This window comes from Rhizobium sp. LjRoot254, from assembly GCF_964254105.1.
Classification (GTDB): domain Bacteria; phylum Pseudomonadota; class Alphaproteobacteria; order Rhizobiales; family Rhizobiaceae; genus Rhizobium_E.
On record NZ_CAXUSM020000001.1, the window covers coordinates 100930 to 119556 of the forward strand.

Genomic DNA, 18627 nt, shown 5'->3' on the forward strand with positions numbered 1-18627 from the left:
GATGCCGCAGCCTTTCGTTTGAATGACGGCCGTGATCAGCCGGCCTTGCGCCACTGGTTGTCGGCTTCCTCAGCCAACTGGAACTGGCCGATGCGGCCATCCATTTCGCCGGCTTCCTGCGCCAGTTGATGGATAGAGGCGGTGGTTTCCTCGACCATGGCGGCGTTCTGTTGTGTCATGGTTTCGATCTCGTTCACCGTGGTGTTGATCTCGCGCAATGTCTCGGCTTCCTCGCGGGTCGATTCCATCATCGCGGCAATCTGCACATTGATCGCCTCGACATGGCCGCCGATGCCCTTGAGCGCCTTGCCGGCCTTCTCGACCATCGACACGCCGGCCTCGACCTCGGTCGTGGATTTCGACAACAGGTCGGTGATTTCCTTGGCGGCCTTCGCGGAGCGTTGTGCGAGTTCGCGTACTTCCTGGGCGACGACCGCGAAACCCTTGCCGGAATCGCCGGCGCGGGCCGCCTCGACGCCGGCATTGAGCGCAAGAAGGTTTGTCTGGAAGGCGATCTCGTCGATCACCGAGATGATCGTGTTGATCTGCTGCGAGGAACCCTGGATGGCTTCCATCGCCTTGATGGTCTGTTCCATGATGTCGGCCGACGCCTGGGTGCCGGCATTGGCATCGCGGGCGATCTTGCTCGCATCCTCGGCGCGGGCCATCTGCTGCTTGACCGCCTTGGTGATCTGGTCGATTGCCGTCGCCGCTTCGCTGACCGACGCCGACTGGCGTTCCGTGCGCTCGGCGAGTTGGTCGGCGGAGGAGCGCATTTCCTCGGTGCCGGCGCGCATAGCGTTAGAGTTGCGGCTGATCGCGGCCAGCGCCTCGGCGAGCTGGTCGACGGATGCGTTGAAATTGTGCCGCAGACCTTCGAGCGCCGGCGGAAAAGCCTGGTCGATCTGGTAGGCGAGATCGCCGCTTGCCATGCGGGTGAGGCCTTCGCCGAGTGCGGAGACGACCGATTGCAGCGTCTGGGCTTCGCGCTGCTGTTCCTCGATACGGCTGCGGCGGCCCTCTTCTTCAGCGACCTGGGCCGCCCTGGCCTGGGACTCCAGCACGCGCTGGGCCAGCAGTGAGTCACGGAAGCTCGAAAGCGCCCGCGACATTGTGCCGAGCTCGTCCTTTCGAGACGCGCCCTTGACTGTAATGTTCAGATCGCCGCTGGCGACAGCTTCGGTCGCGGTGGCGAGCTTGCCGAGCGGGCCGAACATATGGCGCAGCACGAACCAGGCAATGGCCGAGGTAACGGCAAGAACGAGCGTTCCGACAAGGGTCAGAAGGCCTGCGATCTGGAGGGATCCAGCCTGGAGTTCGCTATCGAGCACGCTTTCCGAGATCAGGTATTTCGCATTGTCTTCGACAAGCGGCATGCTGAAGCTGGTGGCCGAGCCATCGGCGCGAGCGAATGCGGCAACCGTCATGGCGGTATCGGCGAGCGCCGCATCCTTGTAGGCGTAGGCGGCGGCATCGACTGTCACGAGCTGGCCGGCGTCGTTGAGGCCGATCACGGTTCCATCGGCGGTAATGATGTTGGTCTTTTCGGAACTGCCGGCCGGGATACCCATCGACAGGATATTGCCGATCACATCGTCGCGGACCTGGAAGATGAAGATGCCGCGCAACTGGCCCAGATTGACCAGTGGGACAGCGGCATAGATATCGGACTTGCCGGTTTCCTTGTTCATCATCAGGCCGGAGAATGCGCCGGGCACTTCATCCGTCTCGGCCTTTTTCACGTTCGCCATGGTCTCGGCGAAGACCTTGCCGAGGCCGCTTTCGACGAAGCGGGTATCGGTGGCATTCTCGGCGAAGGTGTCGGCCTTCTTGTAGGAATAGATGATGTTGCCCTTGGCATCGAGCATCAGCATGTCCTTGAAGGGCGTCGCGGCAAGGACCTTGGCGAGTTGCGGCTGCAGTTCCTCATGGGCGGAATAATAGTAGCCGCCGGGACCTTCCGGCTTGATCAGCTTCTCGCGTTCTTCGGCAGGGTTTGGATTGCCGCTGACGAAAAACTTCTGCAGTTCCTTCTTGGCATCGCCGGGCGTCTTGTCGAGCGTTTTCCAGCCGCTTTTCAGATTGACCATCGATTTGCCGAGCGATTCGATCTTGGCGAGCGAGGAAGCCTGGTCGCTGATCTGGTTCAACTGACTCGAGAGGTTCGACGACCGGAAGGTCAGAATGCTCTGCATCGAGGTCTTGGTCTGGTCGAGGAAGATCGTGTTGGAGCTATAGTAGCTGAGCAGCGCGAGCGCCGTCTCCGAGATGACGATCAACACAAGGAAGACCGCGATAACTTTTCCCTGGAGGGAATGTAGAAGTCTGGGCATTGACGGCTCCATCACGTGGCGGCGCGGCGGAACGACGTGGACCTTCCGGGAAGGAGGCATCTGGTGGCCGGTGGTCATGCGTTCCCCGAGGCAGTTTTCTGCCTTCTTCGAAGATCGATTCTTCGCGGGAAACCGCTTAATTCGTGGTTAATTTTCAGACGCTTGATCTCTGTTATTTCAAATTTTATTGAATTTTTTAGGCGCGAGCCGCCGTTGGGCAAATGGCGGACCGGTCAAGGGCGTCGTATAAGGTCTCCATGAACAGCTTGATTCGAATAATCGGCATCGATCCCGGCCTTCGCCGCACCGGCTGGGGCGTCATCGAAACGCTCGGCAATTCCCTCAGATTCGTGGCGTCCGGCACGGTTACATCCGACGACAAGGCGGATCTCGCGTCACGGCTTTGCCAGCTTCATGATGGGTTGTCCGACGTGCTGCATATCCACAAACCGGATGAAGCGGCGGTCGAGCAGACCTTCGTCAACAAGGATGCAGTCGCGACATTGAAGCTCGGCCAGGCGCGGGGCATCGCCATGCTGGTGCCGGCGCGCGCCGGCCTGCCGGTCGCGGAATATGCGCCGAATGCGGTCAAGAAGGCGGTGATCGGCGTCGGTCATGGCGAGAAGCAGCAGATCCATATGATGCTGAAAGTGCTGATGCCGAAAGCTCAGTTTGTCGGCAACGACGCGGCCGACGCGCTGGCCATTGCCATCTGCCATGCCCACCATATGGGCGGTGCGCGGGCGCGGTTGAAGATCGCCAATCTCTGATTTGTTCTTGACTTGTTCTGTTTGGCGTGACAAGTAATACCGCAGAGGTATTACCATGCGCGTGACTGAAAAAGGCCAGGTTACAATTCCCAAGGACATCCGGGACCATTTTGGCATCAAGCCGGGTTCGGAGGTCGAATTCATTGCATCCGAGAGGGGCGCGCTTCTCGTCAAATCCGATGCAACGACATCATCCGAACGCCGCGAGCGAATTGAGGATTGGGCAAAACAGGTCGAAGGGACGTTCGATCTGGATGGAATGACGACCGATGAGTACATGATATGGCTGCGAGGCGAGCGCGATGACCTCGACCCTCGTTGATACGAACGTCCTGATCGACATGCTGGGGCCGGCTACCGGGCACAGGGCGTGGTCATTAGGGGCGTTGGAGCGTTGCATTGAAGATGGCGTTCTCGTCGTCAATCCCGTCATCTGGGCCGAACTCGCGTCCTCACCCTTGTCGGAAGCCGAGCTCTCGTCAGTATTCGGCATGCTTGCACTGAAGCGGGAGGCCCTTCCTTTCGAGGCGGCGTTCGCCGCGGGTAAGGCTCACCGGCGATACCGGCTTGCAGGCGGACTTCGTGAACGGACGCTGCCGGATTTTTTTATCGGTGCGCATGCCGAGTTCGGTGGCCATCGCTTGCTCACACGGGATGGACCCAGGTATTCAAGCTATTTCCCGGCCATAGAACTGATCACACCCGAAACCCATCCCTGAAAGTGCTGACATGATTGGAAAACTGAAAGGCACGGTCGAGGAAATCGGCGAGGATTACGTACTCGTCGATGTGCATGGCGTCTGCTACGTCGCCTTCTGCTCGTCGCGCACGCTCGGCCGAATCGGCTCGGTGGGGGAAGCGGCGGTGCTGTTCATCGAGACCTATGTGCGCGAGGATCAACTCAAGCTTTTCGGCTTCATGACGGCGCTCGAGCGCGAGTGGTTCCGCCTGTTGCAGATCGTCCAGGGCGTCGGCTCGAAGGTGGCGCTTGCCGTGCTCTCGACGCTGACGCCCTCCGAACTCGCCAATGCGATCGCGCTGCAGGACAAGACGGCAATTTCGCGGGCGCCGGGCGTCGGACCCAAGGTCGCGATCCGTATCCTGACCGAACTCAAGACCAAGGCGCCGGCTTTTGCGGGCGAATCGATCAATATCGGCCTGAAGCAGGAGATCGGCGAAGGCGTGGCGGCTGCTCCCGTGTCGGATGCCGTCTCGGCGCTCACCAATCTCGGTTATTCCCGCGACCAGGCGGCCAACGCGATTGCCACGGCGCTGAGGAATGGGGGCGAGGGTGCGGATAGCGCCAGGCTGATCCGGTTGGGTCTGAAGGAACTGGCGCGGTGATTGGTTTCAAGGTAGGATTTCCTTACTTTTTCAGAATTGTAAGGACGGATTAGTCACATGGGTCTTGTTACCATAACCTCGAAGGGGCAGATGACGCTTCCCAAGCAAATTCGGGACGAGTTGCAGATACTGCCGGGCGACCAATGCTACGTTTGGGTGCGTGGCGGCGACATCGTCGTGATGCCAAAAAACAAGAATTTCAACGATCTTGCGGGACTGCTAGGAAAGCCACCCAAAGGCGCTGGATCAACTTTAGAGGAAATCGATAAGGCCGTCGAAGAGGCAGCCGGCCGCCATGTGCTTGGTTTAGAGGATGACGACGAATAATGGCTCGCATCGGTCTGGATACTAATGTCCTTATTCGTTTTGTCGTGCACGACGACGATGTTCAGGAGCGAGCCGCCGCGAGGCTCTTCAACGAACTTGCTTCTGACGATGTTCTGTATGTCAATCTTATCGTCGTGCTGGAAGCGGTATGGACGCTGCGGAGAATGTACGGCTATTCGCGAGAGCAATGCCTGGGTTTTGTGGAACTGCTGCTGGAACAGCGCTCGGTTGAATTGGATGAGCACGAGATCATCGGTCACGCTCTTTTGGAGTCACGGGAATCTGGGGCCGATTTTGCGGATACACTGGTTGGAGAGTTCAATCGAATTGCCGGTTGCAGTCTGACATACACTTTCGACATCAAAGCCGCCCGCAAGGTGCCCGGCATGGAACTCCTGCAATGACCGGCCCCAATGCCCTGCTGACGCCCGAGCGGCGTGGCGACGATATCGATACGGCGCTTAGGCCGCAGTCGCTCGATGAATTCACAGGCCAGGCGGAGGCGCGCGCCAATCTCAAGATTTTCATCGAGGCGGCCAAGAATCGCGGCGAGGCGCTGGACCATGTACTGTTCGTCGGCCCGCCCGGGCTGGGCAAGACGACGCTTGCCCAGATCATGGCGAAGGAACTCGGCGTCAATTTCCGTTCGACCTCGGGTCCCGTCATTGCCAAGGCTGGCGATCTCGCGGCGTTGCTGACCAATCTCGAGGAGCGCGACGTGCTCTTCATCGACGAAATCCATCGGCTCAACCCGGCGGTCGAGGAAATCCTCTACCCGGCGATGGAGGACTACCAGCTCGACCTCATCATCGGCGAGGGCCCCGCTGCCCGGTCGGTGAAGATCGACCTTTCGAAATTCACGCTTGTCGCCGCGACCACGCGCCTGGGCCTGCTGACCAATCCGCTGCGCGACCGGTTCGGTATTCCGGTGCGGCTCAATTTCTATACCGTCGAGGAACTGGAGCTCATCGTGCGCCGGGGCGCGCGTATCATGGCTCTTCCGATCACGAACGAAGGTGCCAGGGAAATCGCGCGGCGGGCGCGGGGCACGCCGCGTATCGCCGGCCGGCTGCTGCGCCGGGTGCGTGATTTCGCCGAGGTCGCCAGGGTTGAAACGGTGGATCGGAAGGTCGCAGACGAGGCGCTGACCCGGCTCGATGTCGACCATATGGGTTTCGACCAGCTCGACCGGCGCTACCTCAACATGATTGCGATGAATTTCGGCGGCGGGCCGGTGGGGATCGAGACGATCTCGGCGGGCCTGTCCGAGCCGCGCGATGCGATCGAGGACATTATCGAGCCCTATCTTATCCAGCAGGGTTTCATCCAGCGTACACCGCGCGGCCGTGTTTTGACTGCAAATGCGTGGAAACATCTGGGCCTCAACCCGCCGCCAAACCTTGCAGCGACGCAGTTCGCGCTTTTCCAGGATGAGGATTGATTGCTCACACGTCGCGGGTTCCTGAAGTTCGTCCTGCGCGGTGCGATTCTGGCTGCGGCCATGGTCGGCTATCCGCTTTCCGAGGTCATGGCGCGTCCACGAATCCAGGAGTACAAGCTCACGCCGCCGAACTGGACGCCCGGGCTCAAGCTGAAAATCGCCGTCATCTCCGATATCCACGCTTGCGAGCCGTGGATGAGCGCGGAACGCATCAAAGGCATATGCGACCGGGCCAATGAACTCGATGCGGACCTGATCCTGCTGCTCGGCGATTATGTCAGCGGCATGAACTTCGTGACGGACTATGTCCATTCCCAGGATTGGTCCAAGGCCATGGCGGGCCTCAGGGCGCCGCTCGGTGTGCATGCGATCCTCGGCAATCACGATTATTGGGAGGACCTGACCTTCCAGCGTGACCCATCGCAGGCGACGTTCGCGGAGAAAGCGCTGCGCGCGATCGGCATTCCAGTTTACGTCAACGAGGCCGTCCGGCTCGAAAAGGACGGCCACCCGTTCTGGCTCGCGGGCCTGGGTGATCAATCCGCCATGCGTCCGGGCCGAAGATTCAACCGCACGCGATGGATGGGCATGGACAAGCTGCCGGCGACGCTTGCGCAGGTGACCGACATGGCGCCGGTCATCCTGCTCGCGCATGAGCCGGACATCTTCCCCCAAGTTCCGCCACGTGTTTGTCTCACGCTTTCCGGCCACACGCACGGAGGACAGATCAATGTCTTCGGCTGGAAGCCGGTCGTGCCGTCGCGCTACGGCCCGCGATATGCCGGCGGCCATGTCGTGGAAGACGGCATGCACATCATCGTCTCGCGCGGGCTCGGCTGCTCGATAGCGCCCGTGCGCTTCATGGCGCCGCCAGAGATCGTGCTGCTGGAACTCGGTTAGTCGAGGGGCGGTGAAGCACGCCGCAGCCGTCCGAGCAAGCGGCGCAGGGCGGGCGCGCCGATGAGAAGATAGAGACCAAGCGGCCAGCCGATAAGCGGAAGAAGGTAATAGTCGGCCGTCAACCACATTGAGGTCGTGAACTGATCCAATTGCTGGTGTGCGACGAGCAGGAAGATCGTATCCCGGATTGCATAATAGAGCACATAGACCCCAACGCCGCTCAGAATGATGGCTTGAAGGTCGTCGGGCTTGGTTTCGGTCTCCGCGAGTAGTTCGGATGATTTCGGCGTCAGCAAGTTCACCATCGGCTCGGCGAACAACAGGATCACGAGGCACGGCGCGAAGAGAAGCGACAGTGCCGCGATTTGTGCGAACTTGGCTTCAGTGGCCGTACCCGGCAGCGCAATGACGCCGATGATGTAGATTGCGACCTGGAAGGCAAGCAATATGGCTGCCGCGCGCATGAGAACGACAAGGCCGGAACGGATGGTCATGCGGAATCCCTGAAAAAGCGAAAGACAATGCTACTTCATCGCGATTTCGAAAGAGCTTTCAACCACTATCGGACCAGCCAGCGCGTCAATCCACTAAAAAAGAAGGCGCGGGTTTAGTGCCTCAGTCTGCCTTCGCGCCAGCGCGCCTCAGGTTGCTGAGCCACCGGCCCAGGCCTGGGCCGCCGAGCAGGAGATAGATACCGATCACCCAGCCCAGAAGGTTTTGCGGCACCTTCTCAACCGGATAGAGCGATTCCGAACCAGGAGTCAGGCTCACATAATGCCAGGCGGCCAAAAGGCCGATCGTCTCGGTGAGGGTGAGATAGAGAATGAAGGCACCCAGCGCGCTGAAGGCGATCGCCTGCAAGCCGGCTTCCGACACCGGCCCCTCCGGCACGATTTCGGCCGATCTCGGAGCAAGGAAATCCACGATCTCAGCGGAGCCCCAGAAGATCAGCAGGAATGGGATCAGCAGGAAGGATGCGATCGCGATCTGCGGTAGCTTCGAAGCTCCCTCCGAACCTGGCATGGTTGCCGCGACGGCCAACAAATATCCTGCGATCTGAAGCAGCAGTAGGATCGCGAAGAGCCGGAGTACGACGATCAGTCCGGAACGAATGGGCATTGTCATATCCTTTCGCTTGCCAGTATAGCTGCGACGACCGCGGGCTTCCGCGCAGAGTTCGCTAACATCACTACGGCTAGCCCATGACGAATATTCCCCTATCCGGCGCCCTGACACCAGAGGGTCACGTGCTGACCCAGCGGGTCTATTATGAGGACACGGATTTCTCCGGCGTCGTTTATCACGCCCGCTACCTGCATTTCATGGAGCGCGGCCGGACGGATTATCTCCGCTGCCTCGGCGTCGATCAGGTGAAGTTGCACGCCGCGGAGGGTGAGGGGCTGGCCTTCGTCGTCCATCGCATGGAAATCGAATTCAAGGCATCGGCACGGATGGACGATATCCTGACTGTTGTCACGAAGACCGAAAGGGCGCTGGCGGCAAAGCTCGTTCTCGATCAGGAAGTCCGGCTTGGCGAGAAGGTGCTGATTGCCGCCCGCGTCACCATTGCCGTCATCAATCGCGGCGGGCGGCCGAGGCGTCTGCCGGCAGCGATTGTAACAAGTCTCGCGCCTGAGAACCCCTGAAACGTCATCACCGCGTTACGAACTTTGAATAGCTGTTCCCTTCGTAACAGCCGTCGGCCGCTCTCCGTGCGAAAACAGATGCAACGGATGGGTTTGGCCCACTGGAAACGGGACAGCAAGAAGGTTCGAAACGATGCGCAAGATTCTGACGATGGCACTGGTAATCGGCATCGGCGCACTGGGTTTTGCGGCCGTTTCGCAGGCCGGCATGACGGTTCGCCTCGATGCCGCCCAGAAGACCAGCCGCATCGAAGCCACGGTGGTTACCAAATATGTCCTGCCCGGCTGCCGCATCGAGAAAACCCTGAAATACGATTTCCATGGCAATCCCTATCTGAAGAAAGTCCGCATCTGCGCCTAACCCCGTTCGCCAAGGCGCAGATTGCCCTGAAGCCCGGTCCGCCGCCCTGCCGGACCGGGCTTCCTTCATTTCTCCGGTTGCATCCGGTGCCGGGTAATGATTTCTATGAGGTCCAACCTCATACGGACTTCACATGCTCGACATCATCTGGCGCGGTATTCTGATCGGCATCGGCGGCACGGTCGCCATGGACATATGGGCTGTCATCCTCTGGAAGGTTTTCAAGGAAAACGCGCCAAACTGGGCGCCGGTCGGCCGCTGGGTATGGCATCTGAAGGATGGTGTGGTCTTTCACAAGAGCATCACCCAAGCACGACCCTATGCTTATGAGCAGGCGCTCGGCTGGATCTTTCATTATGCGGTCGGCATCGTCTATGGCGTCGTGCTCGCCGTGGTCATGGGATCGCGATGGCTGGCATACCCCACCTTCATGCCCGCGTTCGTCTGGGGAATTGTCACGGTGTCCGCCGGATGGTTCCTGCTGCAGCCGGGCCTCGGCCTCGGCCGGGCGGCATCGAAGACGCCCGATCCGACCAAGGCACGGGCGATGAACCTGTTCGGGCACACCATATTCGCTGTTGGCATGTGGATCACGGCATTGCTGCTGACCCAAGCGGGCTGAATTCCAGGGAGATAAGGGGAAAAGTGCGATCCACAACATCCGATGGATGGTTCGATCCCTGGTGCCTACAAAGTAGGTGGGAACCGTGTGCCCCAGCCCACGGGCCGGAACAGGGACAGCTCCCTTAAGATCGAGTATGGCCCAAGGAAACATTTATCCTGTCGAGAGGCGCAGACCGCACACGCTATATAGTTGTTTTTTCGAGGGAACGGAAGGGGCAGGCCAAGGCTTATTTCGCGCTCAGGCGGTGTCTCCGGCGCCATCCAGCTTGGCGGCGATCGACCGGACCTGGCTGGTCAGCTCGCTCAGCATGCCGGCCAGCGCCTGGTCGCTCTTTTCCGCGACGGCGGCAGAGCCCTCGCGATGCTTCTTCATGCTTTCGAGCTCCTGCTCGATCTGGCTTATGCGGCGGTTCGCCTCGGAGAGCTCGTCCATCACCATGATCGACGCCATGACGGTGAGCCGGAGATCGCCGATCTCGCCGAACTGGGTCTTGAGGTGGCCGACATAACGGTCGAAATTCTGCGCAAGCCCTTCGAGATGCGCTTCCTGGCCTTCCTCGCAAGCCATGCGATAGGCCTTGCCGTCGATCGTCACAATTACCTGGGCCATGAGACTGTCTGCTTTTCCAATAGATTCAGCGGTCGAGAACCGCGCGGATGGTTTCCATCGCGGTCACCAGGCGGCGGGAGACCTCGCGGTTGACTTCTTCAAGCCGGTTGGCCCGGAATTCCGACTGGTCGAGATCCTGCGCAAGGCGCGACCGGTCCGCATGGACGCGGCGGATCTCCTGCTCCATTTCGGAGGAATCCCTCTCGCGCTCGAAGCGCTGGTCGATTGAGCGATCAAGTGCGCCCAACGCGTCGCGAAGCTCTTCGATCGCAGTTTTGACCGCCGTCCCTGCGGGCATCGTTACCAAACCCATCGCACCTTTACGAATCGACCGGCTGCGGGCCGAACCTTCTTACGCGATAGTATTGGAAGGGTTCGGCCCGCGTCAATCAATCAAAGCGACGTAGAATCAGGCAATTCTGTGGAAGACTTGCAGTGCTTCCTCGCGGTGGTTAATGGCGCGGGGCAATTCATGGCTGCGCAGCAGGCGCAATTTTTGCCGCGAGCTCCGCCAAAGCTGGGCCGAATTGATTGACAGCCTGCGTCCAACTGCTATGTCTCCCGTCGGTTTTAGGCAGCCCGCGAGTTGCCCTTCACGAACACCGGAGCCGGCGACAAAGATCATGACATCACGCGCACAACACGACCGGATGGCGAATGCGATCCGTTTCCTTTCCATGGATGCCGTCGAGAAGGCGAATTCCGGTCACCCGGGCCTGCCCATGGGGGCGGCCGACGTGGCCACGGTGCTGTTCACGAAATATCTGAAATTCGATCCGAAGGCGCCGCACTGGCCCGATCGCGACCGCTTCATCCTGTCGGCCGGCCACGGTTCGATGCTGCTCTATTCGGTTCTCTACCTCACCGGTTACGACGATATGGGCATCGAGGACCTCAAGCAGTTCCGCCAACTCCATTCCAAGACCGCCGGCCATCCGGAATACGGCCATGCGACCGGTATCGAGACGACCACCGGCCCGCTCGGCCAGGGTCTTGCCAATTCGGTCGGCTTCGCCATTGCCGAGCGCAAGCTTGAGGAGGAGTTCGGTTCCGATCTCCAGAGCCACTACACCTATGTGCTGGCCGGCGACGGCTGCCTGATGGAGGGCATCAGCCATGAGGCGATCGCGCTGGCCGGTCACCTGAAGCTCAACAAGCTGATTCTCTTCTGGGACAACAACTCGATCACTATCGACGGCGCCGTATCGCTGTCGGATTCGACCGACCAGATCGCCCGCTTCAAGTCGGTGCATTGGAACACGATCGAGATCGACGGCCATGATCCTGAAGCGATCGCCTGGGCCATCGAACAGGCGCACAAATCCGACAAGCCGACCTTCATCGCCTGCAAGACGACCATCGGCTTCGGCGCCCCGAACAAGGCCGGCACCCACAAGGTCCACGGCTCGCCGCTCGGCGCCGAGGAAATCGCCGCGACCCGCGTGGCGCTCAACTGGCCGTGGGAAGCCTTCGTCATTCCCGACGAGATCCTGAAGCCCTGGCGTGAAGCCGGCGGCCGTGGCGCGTCTGCGCGCAAGGAATGGGAAGGCCGCCTCGCTGCGTCGTCGCACAGGAGCGAATTCGAGCGCCGGTTTGCCGGCGAGCTGCCGAAGGGCTTCGATGCAGCGATCAACGACCACAAGCGCAAGCTTGCCGAGTCCAAGGCGAGTGTCGCCACCCGCAAGGCATCCGAGGATGTGCTGGAAGTCGTCAACGGGTTCCTGCCCGAAACGCTGGGCGGCTCGGCCGACCTGACGCCATCCAACAACACCAAGACCAGCCAGATGAAATCGATCACGCCGACCGATTTCAGCGGCCGCTACATGCATTGGGGCATTCGCGAGCACGGCATGGCTTCGGCGATGAACGGTGTCGCACTGCATGGCGGTCTCATTCCCTATGGCGGCGGTTTCCTGATCTTCTCGGATTATTGCCGTCCTCCGATTCGTCTGGCGTCGCTGATGGGCATCCGCGTCATCCATGTGTTGACGCATGATTCGATCGGCCTCGGCGAAGACGGTCCGACCCACCAGCCGGTGGAGCAGATGGCCGCCCTGCGCGCGATCCCAGGGCTCGTCATGTTCCGCCCGGCGGATGCGACCGAAACGGCCGAATGCTGGCAGTTGGCGCTCGAAGCCAAGAAGCATCCTTCAGGTCTTGCGCTGACGCGTCAGAACCTGATCGCGGCACGAACGACCTTTACCGAGGAAAATCTGTCGGCCAAGGGCGCCTATGTGCTCTCCGATGCCACTGACGCTCCGGTAACGATCTTCGCCGCTGGTTCGGAAGTCGAAATCGCCCTCAAGGCGAAGGAATTGCTCGGCGCCAAGGGCATCGCCGCACGCGTCGTCTCGGTGCCCGCTTTTGAGCTGTTCGACAAGCAGTCGGCGGAATATCAGGCATCGGTTATCGGCACCTCCAAGGTGAAGATCGCGGTCGAAGCCGGCGTGCGACAGGGCTGGGATCAGTTCATCGGCAACGATGGCGGCTTTGTCGGGATGAAGAGTTTCGGCGCTTCGGCCCCCTACAAGGATCTCTACAATTATTTCGGCATTACGCCGGAAGCAGTTGTCGCGCTTGCCGAAAAGAAGCTCGCATAAATCGATTGAAATGCATCAAAAGGGGCGCTAAACAAGCGCCTCGATAAGGTTGACCAGGAGAAACACACCATGGCAGTCAAGGTAGCGATCAACGGATTCGGCCGCATCGGCCGCAACGTGTTGCGCGCGATTTACGAATCCGGCCGCAAGGACATCGACGTCGTTGCCGTCAACGATCTCGGCCCGGTCGAGACCAATGCGCACCTGATGCGATTTGACTCGGTGCATGGCCGCTTCCCGCATGAAGTGAAGGTCGACGGCGACGTGATCTCGGTCGGTTCCGAGCGCTTCAAGGTCTATGCAGAGCGCGATCCGGGCAAGCTGCCCTGGGGCGATCTCGGCATCGATATCGTGATGGAATGCACGGGCATCTTCACGGCGAAGGACAAGGCGGCGATCCACCTCTCCGCCGGCGCCAAGCGCGTTCTCGTCTCCGCTCCGTCGGAAGGTGCCGACAAGACGATCGTCTACGGCGTCAACCACGACACGCTGACCAGGGAAGACCTTGTCGTCTCGAACGCGTCCTGCACCACCAACTGCCTGGCGCCGGTCGTCGATGTGCTGCATTCGGCCTTCGGCATCGAGCGCGGCATGATGACCACGATCCATTCCTACACCGGCGACCAGCCGACGCTGGACACGATGCACAAGGATCTCTATCGCGGCCGCGCCGCGGCGCTGAGCCAGATTCCGACCTCGACCGGTGCAGCCAAGGCGATCGGTCTTGTCATTCCGGCGCTCAAGGGCAAGCTCGACGGTATTTCCGTGCGCGTGCCGACCCCGAACGTGTCGCTCGTAGATTTCAAGTTCGTCGCTTCGAAGTCGGTGACCGTGAAGGACATCAACGACGCGCTGATCGCTGCCGCCGATGGCCGCCTCAAGAACGTGCTGGCCTATACCAACCATCCGAACGTCTCGATCGACTTCAACCACGATCCGCATTCCTCGACCGTGGCGCTCGACCAGACCAAGGTCATGGACGGTTCGCTGGTTTCGGTTCTGGCGTGGTACGACAACGAGTGGGGTTTCTCCAACCGCATGTCCGACACCGCTATAGCGATGGCCAAGCTGATCTGAACTTTCTAATACTCGCAAAATATTTCCAAAGGCGGGCATTTTTGCCCGCCTTTTTTCTTTTTCCAATTGTCTTCGCCGCATTCTTGTCCATATATATAGTTTCAATAATGCGTAGCCGGGATTCGCTCCGGCCTCTTCCTTCTCCACGTCCGAGATATGATTGCATCGGGCAGTGGTAATTTAAAATTCTATATTGTCTATGGCGAAGTCTTTTGAGTTTCGTCGGTACTGATGCGTGGCGAAAGGGGGCAAGTTTGGACGCATTTTATACAGTTGTTTTGGTCTGCTCGGCGCTGGTTTTGCTGGCCGCGTTTTCATCTATACTCGCATTTAGATTTGGTGCGCCTCTTCTTTTACTTTTTCTCGGCGTCGGCCTGATTGCCGGTGTTGATGGTCTGGGTATTGATTTCAGCAATAACGGGCTTTCACTCATGTTCGGCTATGTCGCACTTGCGGTGATTCTGTTCGATTCAGGCTTCGGCACACCGATCAAGGCGTTCAAGACCGCCGCCGCCCCGGCCATGCTGCTGGCCTCGGTGGGCGTGCTGATAACGACCAGCCTCGTTGCGATCGTCACCATCTACCTCACGAATTTCTCGTTCCTCGAAGGCCTGCTGCTGGGCTCGATCGTCGCCTCGACGGACGCTGCAGCCGTCTTCTTCCTGCTGCGCATCAGCGGCATCAATATCCGCGATCAGATAACCTCGACGCTGGAAGTCGAATCCGGCACCAATGATCCGATGGCGATTTTCCTGACGATCATGCTGGTCGAATTGATCACCTCGGGCCAGGGATTCGCCGGCTTCAATCTCTCGCTGCTGATGTCCTTCGTCCGGGAAATGGGCATCGGCCTGGTCGCCGGTCTTGCTGGCGGCTGGCTTATTGCCGCTGCGGCAAACCGTTTCGACGAGGATCGCGGATTGGCGCCGATCCTGGTGCTGGCGCTGGCGCTGCTGGTCTTTTCGATTACCGGGGCCCTGCACGGCAGCGGCTTCCTCGCGGTCTATGTCGCGGGGCTTTACGCCGGCAACAAGAAGCTGCAGTCGCGACTGGCGATCAAGCGGTTTCAGGATGGCATGACCTGGCTGGCGCAGATCATCATGTTCGTGATGCTCGGGCTGCTCGCGACGCCGTCGCAATTCAACGTCATCATCGTTCCGGCAATCGTGCTCGGCCTCTTCCTCATCTTCGTCGCGCGCCCGCTGGCGGTGTGGCTCTGCTTGCTGCCTTTCGACTTCAACCAGAAGGAAATTACCTTCCTGGCCTGGGTCGGCCTGCGCGGGGCGGTGTCGATCCTGCTGTCCATCGTGCCCATTCTCTCGGGGCTGGAAAACGGCCAGCAGTTCTTCAATATCACCTTCATCATCGTGCTCGTCTCGCTCGTGCTGCAGGGCTGGACGATCAAGCCCGTCGCCAAGCGACTGGGCCTGATCATCCCCAAGCAGACCGGCGAGGTCGACCGCCTGGAGGTCGATCTGCCGCGCTCGTCGAGCCATGAACTGGTGGCGTATCGCGTGATCAAGGACAGCCCGGTTCTGACCGGCGAGCGCATTCCGCGCTGGGCGACGCCTTCGCTGGTGATTCGCGATGGGCGATCGATGCGCTACCAGTATGCCGGGCGGCTGCGCGAAAACGATCTTGCCTATCTCTTCGTGACACCGACTTTCATTCCGCTCCTCGACAGGCTGTTTGCGAGCCGTGCCCAGCTCGATGTCGATGACGAGGAATTCTTCGGCACGTTCGCCATTTCCCCGCACCGTCCGGCGCGCGAGCTCGACGCGGCCTATGGACCGGGCCTGCTACTCGAGGCGGAGAAGGGCATGACGGTCGGCGAGATGATGCTGTCGCGGCTCGGCGGCAAGGCCGATTATGCCGATCGCGTGCGTCTCGGGCCGATCATTCTCATCGTGCGCGATATCGACGAAACCAACCACGTCTCCTCGATCGGCATCTCCATGGAGGCCGTCGAGCCGCAGCACACGCTGCCGGTTTTCCTCAATCTTCACGAGATTGCCGAGCGCGTGCGTAACAAGTTCAAGCCGTCGGCTTAGGACCCATCCTGGAGGCAAATCGCGGCTTGCGTCTGATGCCTGCCGTAGTATGTTCGCGCCGGTTTCAACATCAGCGCGGAATGCTCATATGCCGTCTTTCAAGACCCTCGACGATCTCAACGACATCACCGGCAAGCGTGTCCTCGTGCGCGTCGATCTCAATGTGCCGGTGTCGGATGGCAAGGTCACCGACGCGACGCGCATCGAACGCGTTGCGCCGACGATTCTCGAACTTTCGGCCAAGGGCGCCAAGGTGATCCTGCTCGCGCATTTCGGTCGCCCGAAGGGGGGACCGGATGCGGAATTCTCGTTGAAGATCATCCAGTCCGCCGTCGAGGCCGTGCTCGATCATCGCGTTCAGTTCGCCAGCGACTGCATCGGCGCGCCGGCGGCGGAAGCGATCGCCTCGATGGAGAATGGCGGTATCCTGCTGTTGGAAAATACCCGCTTCCATAAGGGCGAGGAGAAGAACGAGCCGGATTTCGTCAAGGCGCTTGCTGCAAATGGCGATATCTTCGTCAACGATGCCTTCTCGGCGGCGCATCGCGCTCATGCCTCGACTGAAGGCCTAGCCCATATCCTTCCCGCCTATGCCGGCCGCACCATGCAGGCCGAACTCGAGGCGCTGGAAAAGGGCCTCGGCAATCCGACGCGCCCGGTCGTCGCCATCGTCGGCGGCGCCAAGGTCTCGACCAAGATCGATTTGCTGAAGAATCTCGTCAAGAAGGTCGATGCCCTCGTCATCGGCGGCGGCATGGCCAATACCTTTCTTGCCGCACAGGGTATCAATGTCGGTAAGTCGCTCTGCGAGCACGATCTGGCCGACACTGCACGTGAGATCATGGTCGAAGCCAAGAAATCCGGCTGCGACATCGTGCTCCCCGTCGATGGCGTGGTGGCCCGCGAATTCAAGGCCGGTGCCGCCAATGAGACGGTCTCGGTGAAATCCATTCCCGTTGATGCGATGATGCTGGATGTCGGTCCGGACTCGGTGGCGGCGGTCAATGCCTGGATCGGCAAAGCCAATACGCTGGTCTGGAACGGCCCGCTCGGCGCCTTCGAAATCGAACCATTCGACAAGGCGACCGTCTCTGCTGCGAAGCATGCCGCCGAGGAAACCAAGGCCGGCAAGCTCGTTTCTGTGGCCGGTGGTGGGGATACGGTCTCGGCACTCAACCACGCCGGTGTTGCCGATGATTTCACCTATGTATCGACCGCTGGCGGCGCCTTCCTGGAATGGATGGAAGGCAAGCCGCTCCCCGGTGTCAATGTGCTGAACAAAGCAAAATAACGAGTGGACAAATGGCGGGATTTCCCGCCATTCTTCTATCAAAAGGGGAAGGGCAGAATGAGCAACGGCACGGGAACCTGGCTTGTCCTGCTATTCGTGCTGATAGCCTTTCCCATTTTCTTCTCAGTGCTCTGGGTTGGCATTACGCTGCTCATGTCGTTCATCGGCGGCTGGGGCAAGGTGGCGAAACAATATCCGGCCAGTGAGCGGCCGGTATCCGGCGCCGTGCTCGTGCATGTCACCGGCATGTTCGGCGTGGCGAGCTACAAGCGCGTGCTGACGGTGATCACGACCGACGCAGGTCTTTACATAGAAAATCGTAAAGTCTTCCGGCCGGGGCATCATCCGCTCTTCATCCCCTTTTCCGCCATACACAATGCGCGGAAGCAGACGCTGTTCTTCTGGGAATATGTCGCTTTCGACGTGGATGATCTCGCCAGCGTTCGCTTGCCATCGAAGGTGTTCGTCGGCACGCCGACCGAGATCGCGAGGTAGATGTGTTGACAACCGACCCGCTTGGCATCCAATCCTGTTGCTATGACTAAACTCGGTAAGAAATCTGACGCGCAAGCAATCGAGGCGTTTCTGGACCAGACCATGATAGGTCTGGACGCCGACGCCTTCGAGTTGGTGCTGCAATGGCTTGAGCGACCGGCATCAGACGAAGAGTCTGAAGGCATGGATCGGCTGCGTAATGCGTCATTCCCTGTCTGGGCCTCTGTCGAGTATCCGACCTAAAATCGCGCCTTCGTGCTCCTGGGCGTCGTCAACAACAGTGTCGTCTCACTGCTGGTGATACCCTGAATGAGGCGGATGCGACGCAGCACCGCATCGAAATCCGGCAGTGTGCCGGCGCCGAGTTCGGCGATCAGGTCCCAGCGGCCGTTGGTCGTGTGGATGGCGGAGATCTCGGAGAAGCCATTGAGCGCTCTGAGCACGCGGTCCGCGGAATGGCCTTCGACTTCGATCATCATGATGCCGCGCACCGGTAGCGCGGCTGCATCCGATTTCAACATTACGGTATAGCCGATGATCTCGCCGGATTGCTCCAATCGTTCCATGCGGGTCCGGATCGTCGCGCGCGCCATGCCGAGTTCGATCGCGAGATCCGAGACGCTGCGGCGCGCGTTGTGCCTCAGCAGCGTGATGAGCTTCTGGTCGAGATCGTCCATCATGTTCCAATATGGCGGTCAAATTCATCAGAATGATAAGTTAAATCGCTAATTTTGCCAAATCATATTGTTCACATCGC

At 59.9% G+C, this 18627-nt stretch carries 22 protein-coding genes and 1 other RNA gene; 16 read left to right on the top strand and 7 right to left on the bottom strand.

The annotated features are described in order from the left end of the window. Nucleotides 1-35 precede the first annotated feature (35 nt). Complete coding sequence (locus ACSQ26_RS00525) at nucleotides 36-2333, bottom strand: methyl-accepting chemotaxis protein (RefSeq protein WP_436005244.1); 2298 nt, start codon at nucleotides 2331-2333, stop codon at nucleotides 36-38. Between the two features lie 257 nt (nucleotides 2334-2590). On the opposite strand from ACSQ26_RS00525, the gene ruvC reads away from it, so the two are divergent. The 8 genes from ruvC to ACSQ26_RS00565 are packed head-to-tail and all read left to right on the top strand — an operon-like array spanning nucleotide 2591 to nucleotide 7115. After that, complete coding sequence (gene ruvC / locus ACSQ26_RS00530; RefSeq protein WP_436005246.1) at nucleotides 2591-3103, top strand: crossover junction endodeoxyribonuclease RuvC; 513 nt, start codon at nucleotides 2591-2593, stop codon at nucleotides 3101-3103. A 55-nt stretch (nucleotides 3104-3158) separates the two neighbouring features. Next, a complete protein-coding gene (locus ACSQ26_RS00535) occupies nucleotides 3159-3425 on the top strand; it encodes an AbrB/MazE/SpoVT family DNA-binding domain-containing protein (RefSeq protein WP_436005248.1) in 267 nt (88 codons plus the stop codon). After that, nucleotides 3406-3822 carry a type II toxin-antitoxin system VapC family toxin gene (locus ACSQ26_RS00540; RefSeq protein ID WP_436005250.1) on the top strand — a complete coding sequence of 139 codons (417 nt, stop codon included), beginning with the start codon at nucleotides 3406-3408 and terminating at the stop codon, nucleotides 3820-3822. The genes ACSQ26_RS00535 and ACSQ26_RS00540 overlap by 20 nt, the downstream gene beginning before the upstream one ends. A gap of 10 nt (nucleotides 3823-3832) precedes the next feature. Then, nucleotides 3833-4447 carry a Holliday junction branch migration protein RuvA gene (ruvA, locus tag ACSQ26_RS00545; RefSeq protein WP_436005252.1) on the top strand — a complete coding sequence of 205 codons (615 nt, stop codon included), beginning with the start codon at nucleotides 3833-3835 and terminating at the stop codon, nucleotides 4445-4447. Nucleotides 4448-4504: 57 nt separating this feature from the next. After that, the gene (locus tag ACSQ26_RS00550) at nucleotides 4505-4774 is read left to right on the top strand and encodes an AbrB/MazE/SpoVT family DNA-binding domain-containing protein (protein ID WP_436005254.1); all 270 of its coding nucleotides are present in this window, start codon (nucleotides 4505-4507) and stop codon (nucleotides 4772-4774) included. Beyond that, nucleotides 4774-5178, top strand: a complete 405-nt coding sequence (locus ACSQ26_RS00555; protein WP_436005256.1) for a PIN domain-containing protein — start codon at nucleotides 4774-4776, stop codon at nucleotides 5176-5178. The genes ACSQ26_RS00550 and ACSQ26_RS00555 overlap by 1 nt, the downstream gene beginning before the upstream one ends. Beyond that, entirely contained in the window at nucleotides 5175-6215 is a 1041-nt protein-coding gene (gene ruvB, locus ACSQ26_RS00560; protein WP_436005258.1) for a Holliday junction branch migration DNA helicase RuvB, read from the top strand. The genes ACSQ26_RS00555 and ruvB overlap by 4 nt, the downstream gene beginning before the upstream one ends. Beyond that, nucleotides 6216-7115, top strand: a complete 900-nt coding sequence (locus tag ACSQ26_RS00565) for a metallophosphoesterase (RefSeq protein WP_436005260.1) — start codon at nucleotides 6216-6218, stop codon at nucleotides 7113-7115. On the opposite strand, the gene ACSQ26_RS00570 is transcribed toward ACSQ26_RS00565, so the two are convergent. After that, on the bottom strand, nucleotides 7112-7609 hold the full coding sequence (locus tag ACSQ26_RS00570; protein WP_436005262.1) for a hypothetical protein: 498 nt from the start codon (nucleotides 7607-7609) through the stop codon (nucleotides 7112-7114). The genes ACSQ26_RS00565 and ACSQ26_RS00570 overlap by 4 nt on opposite strands. A 121-nt stretch (nucleotides 7610-7730) precedes the next feature. Next, on the bottom strand, nucleotides 7731-8234 hold the full coding sequence (locus ACSQ26_RS00575) for a hypothetical protein (RefSeq protein WP_436005264.1): 504 nt from the start codon (nucleotides 8232-8234) through the stop codon (nucleotides 7731-7733). A gap of 83 nt (nucleotides 8235-8317) precedes the next feature. On the opposite strand from ACSQ26_RS00575, the gene ybgC reads away from it, so the two are divergent. The 3 genes from ybgC (at nucleotide 8318) to ACSQ26_RS00590 (ending at nucleotide 9744) form a co-directional block, all read left to right on the top strand. Further along, entirely contained in the window at nucleotides 8318-8761 is a 444-nt protein-coding gene (ybgC, locus tag ACSQ26_RS00580; RefSeq protein WP_436005266.1) for a tol-pal system-associated acyl-CoA thioesterase, read from the top strand. Nucleotides 8762-8894: 133 nt separating this feature from the next. Further along, entirely contained in the window at nucleotides 8895-9122 is a 228-nt protein-coding gene (locus tag ACSQ26_RS00585; RefSeq protein WP_436005268.1) for a hypothetical protein, read from the top strand. 133 nt (nucleotides 9123-9255) lie between these two features. Continuing rightward, nucleotides 9256-9744 carry a DUF2938 domain-containing protein gene (locus ACSQ26_RS00590; protein WP_436005270.1) on the top strand — a complete coding sequence of 163 codons (489 nt, stop codon included), beginning with the start codon at nucleotides 9256-9258 and terminating at the stop codon, nucleotides 9742-9744. Between the two features lie 23 nt (nucleotides 9745-9767). On the opposite strand, the gene ssrS is transcribed toward ACSQ26_RS00590, so the two are convergent. From ssrS to ACSQ26_RS00605, 3 genes are all read right to left on the bottom strand, one after another. Further along, a non-coding RNA gene (gene ssrS / locus ACSQ26_RS00595) (6S RNA) lies at nucleotides 9768-9924 on the bottom strand. Between the two features lie 60 nt (nucleotides 9925-9984). Beyond that, the gene (locus ACSQ26_RS00600; protein ID WP_436005272.1) at nucleotides 9985-10356 is read right to left on the bottom strand and encodes a cell division protein ZapA; all 372 of its coding nucleotides are present in this window, start codon (nucleotides 10354-10356) and stop codon (nucleotides 9985-9987) included. Between the two features lie 25 nt (nucleotides 10357-10381). Continuing rightward, on the bottom strand, nucleotides 10382-10654 hold the full coding sequence (locus ACSQ26_RS00605) for a DUF4164 domain-containing protein (RefSeq protein WP_258158367.1): 273 nt from the start codon (nucleotides 10652-10654) through the stop codon (nucleotides 10382-10384). 325 nt (nucleotides 10655-10979) lie between these two features. Between ACSQ26_RS00605 and tkt the strand changes: the two genes are divergently transcribed. The 5 genes from tkt (at nucleotide 10980) to ACSQ26_RS00630 (ending at nucleotide 17870) form a co-directional block, all read left to right on the top strand. Next, the gene (gene tkt / locus ACSQ26_RS00610) at nucleotides 10980-12956 is read left to right on the top strand and encodes a transketolase (RefSeq protein ID WP_436005274.1); all 1977 of its coding nucleotides are present in this window, start codon (nucleotides 10980-10982) and stop codon (nucleotides 12954-12956) included. 69 nt (nucleotides 12957-13025) lie between these two features. Then, entirely contained in the window at nucleotides 13026-14033 is a 1008-nt protein-coding gene (gap, locus tag ACSQ26_RS00615) for a type I glyceraldehyde-3-phosphate dehydrogenase (RefSeq protein ID WP_436005276.1), read from the top strand. A gap of 254 nt (nucleotides 14034-14287) precedes the next feature. Continuing rightward, nucleotides 14288-16084 carry a potassium/proton antiporter gene (locus ACSQ26_RS00620; RefSeq protein ID WP_436005278.1) on the top strand — a complete coding sequence of 599 codons (1797 nt, stop codon included), beginning with the start codon at nucleotides 14288-14290 and terminating at the stop codon, nucleotides 16082-16084. Between the two features lie 88 nt (nucleotides 16085-16172). Then, nucleotides 16173-17375: a phosphoglycerate kinase gene (locus tag ACSQ26_RS00625; RefSeq protein ID WP_436005280.1), complete on the top strand. Its 1203-nt coding sequence runs from the start codon at nucleotides 16173-16175 to the stop codon at nucleotides 17373-17375. A gap of 57 nt (nucleotides 17376-17432) precedes the next feature. After that, nucleotides 17433-17870, top strand: a complete 438-nt coding sequence (locus tag ACSQ26_RS00630) for a hypothetical protein (RefSeq protein WP_436005282.1) — start codon at nucleotides 17433-17435, stop codon at nucleotides 17868-17870. Nucleotides 17871-18109: 239 nt separating this feature from the next. On the opposite strand, the gene ACSQ26_RS00635 is transcribed toward ACSQ26_RS00630, so the two are convergent. Further along, the gene (locus ACSQ26_RS00635) at nucleotides 18110-18547 is read right to left on the bottom strand and encodes an Lrp/AsnC family transcriptional regulator (protein ID WP_436015034.1); all 438 of its coding nucleotides are present in this window, start codon (nucleotides 18545-18547) and stop codon (nucleotides 18110-18112) included. Between the last annotated feature and the right edge of the window lie 80 nt (nucleotides 18548-18627).

Excerpts from the sequence above, each read along its gene's own strand:
- ACSQ26_RS00525 (WP_436005244.1), bottom strand. The coding sequence starts at position 2,333 with ATGCCCAGACTTCTACATTCCCTCCAGGGAAAAGTTATCGCGGTCTTC.
- ruvC (WP_436005246.1), top strand. The coding sequence starts at position 2,591 with ATGAACAGCTTGATTCGAATAATCGGCATCGATCCCGGCCTTCGCCGC.
- ACSQ26_RS00535 (WP_436005248.1), top strand. The coding sequence starts at position 3,159 with ATGCGCGTGACTGAAAAAGGCCAGGTTACAATTCCCAAGGACATCCGG.
- ACSQ26_RS00540 (WP_436005250.1), top strand. The coding sequence starts at position 3,406 with ATGACCTCGACCCTCGTTGATACGAACGTCCTGATCGACATGCTGGGG.
- ruvA (WP_436005252.1), top strand. The coding sequence starts at position 3,833 with ATGATTGGAAAACTGAAAGGCACGGTCGAGGAAATCGGCGAGGATTAC.
- ACSQ26_RS00550 (WP_436005254.1), top strand. The coding sequence starts at position 4,505 with ATGGGTCTTGTTACCATAACCTCGAAGGGGCAGATGACGCTTCCCAAG.
- ACSQ26_RS00555 (WP_436005256.1), top strand. The coding sequence starts at position 4,774 with ATGGCTCGCATCGGTCTGGATACTAATGTCCTTATTCGTTTTGTCGTG.
- ruvB (WP_436005258.1), top strand. The coding sequence starts at position 5,175 with ATGACCGGCCCCAATGCCCTGCTGACGCCCGAGCGGCGTGGCGACGAT.
- ACSQ26_RS00570 (WP_436005262.1), bottom strand. The coding sequence starts at position 7,609 with ATGACCATCCGTTCCGGCCTTGTCGTTCTCATGCGCGCGGCAGCCATA.
- ACSQ26_RS00575 (WP_436005264.1), bottom strand. The coding sequence starts at position 8,234 with ATGCCCATTCGTTCCGGACTGATCGTCGTACTCCGGCTCTTCGCGATC.
- ybgC (WP_436005266.1), top strand. The coding sequence starts at position 8,318 with ATGACGAATATTCCCCTATCCGGCGCCCTGACACCAGAGGGTCACGTG.
- ACSQ26_RS00585 (WP_436005268.1), top strand. The coding sequence starts at position 8,895 with ATGCGCAAGATTCTGACGATGGCACTGGTAATCGGCATCGGCGCACTG.
- ACSQ26_RS00590 (WP_436005270.1), top strand. The coding sequence starts at position 9,256 with ATGCTCGACATCATCTGGCGCGGTATTCTGATCGGCATCGGCGGCACG.
- ACSQ26_RS00600 (WP_436005272.1), bottom strand. The coding sequence starts at position 10,356 with ATGGCCCAGGTAATTGTGACGATCGACGGCAAGGCCTATCGCATGGCT.
- ACSQ26_RS00605 (WP_258158367.1), bottom strand. The coding sequence starts at position 10,654 with ATGCCCGCAGGGACGGCGGTCAAAACTGCGATCGAAGAGCTTCGCGAC.
- tkt (WP_436005274.1), top strand. The coding sequence starts at position 10,980 with ATGACATCACGCGCACAACACGACCGGATGGCGAATGCGATCCGTTTC.
- gap (WP_436005276.1), top strand. The coding sequence starts at position 13,026 with ATGGCAGTCAAGGTAGCGATCAACGGATTCGGCCGCATCGGCCGCAAC.
- ACSQ26_RS00625 (WP_436005280.1), top strand. The coding sequence starts at position 16,173 with ATGCCGTCTTTCAAGACCCTCGACGATCTCAACGACATCACCGGCAAG.
- ACSQ26_RS00630 (WP_436005282.1), top strand. The coding sequence starts at position 17,433 with ATGAGCAACGGCACGGGAACCTGGCTTGTCCTGCTATTCGTGCTGATA.
- ACSQ26_RS00635 (WP_436015034.1), bottom strand. The coding sequence starts at position 18,547 with ATGGACGATCTCGACCAGAAGCTCATCACGCTGCTGAGGCACAACGCG.